The following is a 5,269-nucleotide window of genomic DNA, read 5'->3' as shown; positions in this document are numbered from 1 at the left end:
TTGTATGCCTTGCGGGCGTTGAGTTGTTGAAATGTTTATTTGTTGAGTTGTTGGCCGGCTGAACGCTGAAGGCTGATTGCTGGTTGCTGTAAAAGCCCTGAAAGGGCGAGATAACTCAGCCCAATGCGAAGCGTTGGGGAAAAGGCATCGCATCCCGGCGGAGGGCTGTAAGCCTGAATTATAATTGTTAATGGTTAATTGTCAATTGTTATGCATGGTACACGCCGAATCATGTACCCTGTATGACAATTAACAATTGACAATTAAATAATGGTACACGCCGAACAGTGTATCGCGTAAAAACCGAACCGTCGTAAAGTTAACCTTACAACGGTTCGGCCAATAAATCATTTTTTTTGTACTCGAAACCTGTGCCGGATCTTCCCTCTGCGGCGAGGCAATCCGTCCGTTCAGAAATGATAAGCCACTCTTACCGATACCAAAGCCTGATCATAATCCTTCGTCAGGTTATATTTCATATCCGTACCTACAGATACTTCGTTCGTGGCATAAAGCTCGGCTCCCAATCCGACATTCAGCCCTACACGGGTGTAGTTTCCATCGTGGCCTTTAACGTTCCAGACCGACATGCCCACTCCTCCGATCGGATAAAACGCGAAGTTGCGCGTCACAGGCACTACGTAGTGACCGTCGAAATCGAGGTACCAGGCACTGAGGCCGTTGTTACGGAACATGTGCGTAAAAGACGGAGCGATGCGCACGTTCCGCCACACCTTATGCCGGAAATCGAGACCAAACGTTGCCGACTCTCCATCGAGGGCATATCCGACATTTACCCCTGCCGACGACCGTCGGTGTTGTGCATATCCGGCAGTCGACAAGAGTGCCAGCGCGATGATGACCATTAACTTTTTCATTTCTTTATCTTTTTGGGTTCAATGATAGAACATCATTGCGCTTTCAATTGTTCACCGCCTTGACGAACGATTTCTTTGTAATACTCCTCATCGTATCCGGGGAAGTCCGGAGCAGAAGGCAGTCCATACGGATTGCGTTTGAATTTTCCATCCTGCTCTTTTTTCACGTTTCCGTCGATATATTTCACCATGAGGTATTCGCCCAGCTTTTTCCAGCGCGCGGTAGCCTGATCGGCCGTGGTCGTGCTGTACCATGTCAGGAAGCGGCGTGCTTCTTCGGGGCTCTTCTCATACAGGGCTAACGCGGCCTTATCGATCGCCGGGATAGCGTCACGGTATCCGTTCTCCAGTTCGGTCTGCACCTTGCGGATATCTTGAATCATAAAACTGTATTTATGGTATGCCATATTCGCCACCCAGTTATGAATCCAGAAGGCCGAATTCCATGAAAAAGTCAACATATCGCCGTTGCCCACCCGGTAACATTCGGGTACTGCCAGTGAAGAGGCATACACCGGATTGAAAACAGCCGTATTGGCATCGTCCACTCCGAACCACAAAATACCGCCGATGGCATCCGGCAGCCAGTTACGCATCTGCGGAACGATGACAAAGCCTGTTTGTTGCGTGGCGATGGCGCGTTCATGCAGGTACTTCTGTCCGTCTACCGTATAGTGCATCGGACGCCAGCGATAAGGCACCTTGTAGGGGCCCGCGCCCGGGTCTTTCGTCATATCCATGCTCGTTCCTTCGTAATGGTCGCGCATGGCCTGCTGCACATCCTGCACGGAGAGTTTGCGGTCAGGTTTGATGTAAAGCGGCATCGGTTCTTTCGTCGCATCGCCTCTGACAAAAGCCTCGTACTTGTTCATTTGCTTATCGTACTGGCGGAAGAACGACCATACACGCGCTTCGCAGGCACGCAGTCCGCTGAATTCGTAAGGGCAATACGCATTGGCAAAACTGAAATCTTTGTCTTTACCTTTGAAATACCCTTTTTCACGGGCATACGAAACGACATCGGGCGCGTACATGCAGTTCTCTTTGTCGTCGAACGGAATCTGATGGATACGCGATTGATTGGCATGCGCGGCGATGCAATCGTCCGGAATACGGATGGCCACCCACAAGGCGCCTTTGTTTCCGACCCCTTTTCCGACCATTTCCATGATCCAAACCTCGTTCTTGTCAGCAATCGAGAACGACTCGCCACTGCTGTAGTAACCATATTCGGCCACTAAATCCGTCATCACTTTGATCGCTTCCCGAGCTGATTTGGAACGCTGCAAGGCAATGTAAATCAAACTGCCGTAATCCATGATTCCCGTCGTATCGATCAACTCCGGACGCCCGCCAAAAGTACTCTCCGTAATGGCCACCTGATATTCGTTCATGTTTCCGATCACGGAATACGTCTGCGTCACCTGCGCGATTTTGCCCAGCGGCTTGCCGGTATCCCACTCCGATACGTCGAGCATGGTGCCTTGCGGGTACGTCGCGGCCGGCCAACGATACATTTCGCCGTAGAGCGTATGGGAGTCCGCCGAATAACTAATCATTACCGAACCGTCTACCGAGGCTTTTTTTCCTACCAGCAAACCGGTGCATGCCAACACTTCAGAACCTGCCGCCAAGAACAGACAGGCGGCCCATGCGATACATTTTTTCTTCATACGTTTTGATTTTTTTATGTTTCTCATTTTACATCTATGGACGGCAAAGATAAACGATGTCCGACGAAAAGCCAAACTTATTTTGTGAAGCTCAAAAAAGCCGTACCTCATCCTGAGACAGACAGTTTGAAGACGGCTCTTAAGGTTCTTTTTTTATGTTATCACATCTCAGAGAGGTGCGGCATAGAAATACCATGCCCTGTCATATCGTTTCAGCTTCCCGTCTTCGTGCGCTACATAGAACTCGAAGTTAGAGCCATCCGCACCGAAACGTTCAAGTAAGATCAGCAGCGAACCGTCGTATTTCCGAAAAAGTCCGGCCACATAAGGTGCGTAATAAGAACCCTCGTCGTCGGCGCGCCAAGTCGAAATCTCATTGTATTCGGCCGGTTCTTCGAGGATCGAATATCCGTCGAATGTTTCGAGCGCCACCAGACCGAGCGCTTGCGTACCTTTATTTTCGAACTGCACGGAATAGACGAAATATTCGCCGTCGGATGTCGCGGCGACAACCTCGATCGCCTTGATCTTGCGACCGTATCGCTTGGCCAGATCGCCGCGGGTCTGCTCCATGCGTCGTAGGGCATAGTCGTCATAAATGATATTTCCTTCATCATCCCGGGCGGTATAATGTTGCATCTCTACGACCGAAAAATCGCCGGCGAACTTCCGGTCGGAAAGCGATACATAATACATATATTCCTCGTCCTCCGTCAGGGGCAGCCTGTCCGAGATCAGTTCATAGACGTACCCTCCGAGGTTCCGGAAGTTTTGCGTCGTTTCACGCCCGGTACTTTCGTCGCTTCGTTTCTGCTTTCCGACGTAGCGGACCGGATAAAGCCGGCCGTTGTGAAAGCAGGTCGTGATGCTATCGGGGCGAATGCCTGCGAAAACATCGTCTTCGTCCGTTTCACTGACGATAAGCATTTGCCTGCCATCGTCACAGCCCACAGCGATGGCGAAGAGATAGTCGGAAGGAATAAACGCCTCGGCGGGATCGTCTTCATCATTTTCATCCACAATGCCGTACGAAACGGCCGGTTGGTTATTTACATGCTTATTCGCACATGCCCCCACTGTAAGAAACAGCATGGCAAAGAAGTACAAAAAAGTTTTCATTCTTTTTTCTATTTATACGTTTATAATCGGTTAGTCTATTCTTTTTCATTAATCTCTACATCGTTCACGCTCATGTAGTCGATCAGGAAGCCGTCGGCGTGCTTTACGAGCGTCACGTCGGTATGGCTGGACGCATAACCGAAGTCGATAAAGAGATGGTATTTCAGATCGCCCTGCAATGTGATACGTACGTCGTTGAGTTTGTCCGTATCGCCGTTTCCGGCTCCGAAGAAGTTATAATCGTCTTCCTTGAGCGGATAGATTCCGTTCCATTTCTGCCGGTAACGTTCGATGGCCGCCTGAAGCTCTTCGTCGCTCCCTTCGAAGTAGCCACCATACAGTTGAACGGCTTCGTCCCAGAACTCGTTCAGACGCCGGGTCGTAAATTCGGTATCGAAGTCGGGAAAACAGTAGCCGCCACCTTCGGCGCACGTAAAAAGTTCCGTCAGCCATTGTAATCCGGCCTGATCCGTATCGGTTGGTGAAGCCGTTTGTGTCGTTTCCGCGCTTCCGTTCGTTTCGGGCGCGGCGATACCGCCTGCCCGGGTTTGTTTGCATCCTGCCAACATGCCGGCGGCAAACATCAGTAAAAGTAATGTTCTCATTTTCGTTTCTTTCTTTAATTGTTTATGGATGATGGCCGGACGGCCGTAGATGGGTGAGAAAGAGCCTCTCCCCTCTCCTGCCTGCCCCCGGCTGTTAGAGTTCGTTTCGTGATTTCGGCCGGAAGCGGTTTCAATCTCCCTGAAAGCCCAGTCCGCGTACGACGGGATCGAGGTGATACGTATCATCGTCCGTCAGACGCAGCCATCCTACCAGCCCGAATGCCGTGCGCACGAGGTAATGCTTCGGCAGTTCCTCCGCGAGCGGATCCGTATTTTCCGACAGCAGCACTTCTACCTCGTAGCCGACGGGCAGACTCGCCACGACCGTGCCGCCGGTACGTTCGCTGTACAGCTTCACCGGTTTGAGGAGCTTACCTTTGATGCCGGCATAGAGATAGGGCTGGGGCGTTTCCGTGATACGTCCCGCAGCGTACGTGTACTTGCGTCGTTCGTTGATCATCTTGTTCGTATGTCCGGCCGTATAGATGACGCCCGAAGCATGAATGCACAGCTCGTCGGCCGGCTCCTCCAAGAGTGTCCGTCCGCTCTCCTCGACGATGCGAAACTCCGGGTCGGCACTCATGCCGGGGGTGTAGAGGATATAGACGGGCGACGTCATCGAAGCGTTTCGATACGTGCCTACCAACACATACTCCATCGTATTTTCCGCATCGTAACACGGGTGATCGGCGGGCAATGCCTCACAGCGTTTGCGGACGACGGTAAACGTACTCTTGTCGTACCCGAAACGTGCCTGCGAATATTCGCTTTCGGGCGAGGCATCGATCCATGTCAGTTGAGTAAAAGCCTTCTCGGCGGTATCTTGTGCCCACAACGCGAGGGCAGTCCATGTCGACAGTGCGACGGTTAAAATCATTCGTTTCATTTCCATTCGTTTTTTTCATTGCTTTGACTAATAGTCAAAGGTACTTTTTTTTCGCTTTCGACGCTTTGACTAATAGTCAATGGGCGATTTTTTTCGTTTTCGGTACTT

Annotated in this window: 5 protein-coding genes; all 5 read right to left on the bottom strand. The window is 51.1% G+C overall.

What is annotated here, in order from left to right; genetic code table 11:
• Positions 1–410 precede the first annotated feature (410 nt).
• The 5 genes from Q4A89_RS11525 to Q4A89_RS11505 all read right to left on the bottom strand — a co-directional run bounded on the left by Q4A89_RS11525 (position 411) and on the right by Q4A89_RS11505 (position 5,161).
• Positions 411–878, bottom strand: a complete 468-nt coding sequence (locus Q4A89_RS11525; RefSeq protein WP_303185647.1) for an outer membrane beta-barrel protein — start codon at positions 876–878, stop codon at positions 411–413.
• Between the two features lie 32 nt (positions 879–910).
• Positions 911–2,551, bottom strand: coding sequence for a dipeptidase (locus tag Q4A89_RS11520; protein WP_303185646.1), 1,641 nt, complete (start codon positions 2,549–2,551; stop codon positions 911–913).
• A gap of 168 nt (positions 2,552–2,719) precedes the next feature.
• Entirely contained in the window at positions 2,720–3,670 is a 951-nt protein-coding gene (locus tag Q4A89_RS11515) for a hypothetical protein (protein ID WP_303185645.1), read from the bottom strand.
• A gap of 35 nt (positions 3,671–3,705) precedes the next feature.
• Positions 3,706–4,461 carry a hypothetical protein gene (locus tag Q4A89_RS11510; protein WP_303185644.1) on the bottom strand — a complete coding sequence of 252 codons (756 nt, stop codon included), beginning with the start codon at positions 4,459–4,461 and terminating at the stop codon, positions 3,706–3,708.
• Positions 4,406–5,161 (bottom strand): hypothetical protein, encoded by a 756-nt coding sequence (locus Q4A89_RS11505; protein WP_303185643.1) that lies wholly within the window; start codon positions 5,159–5,161, stop codon positions 4,406–4,408. Before Q4A89_RS11505 ends, Q4A89_RS11510 begins: the two co-directional genes overlap by 56 nt.
• Positions 5,162–5,269 lie beyond the last annotated feature (108 nt).

Origin of the sequence: Tannerella sp. (genome assembly GCF_030528505.1) — a bacterium.
Taxonomy (GTDB): Bacteria; Bacteroidota; Bacteroidia; order Bacteroidales; family Tannerellaceae; genus Tannerella.
This window is presented reverse-complemented; position numbering and strand designations above follow the sequence as displayed.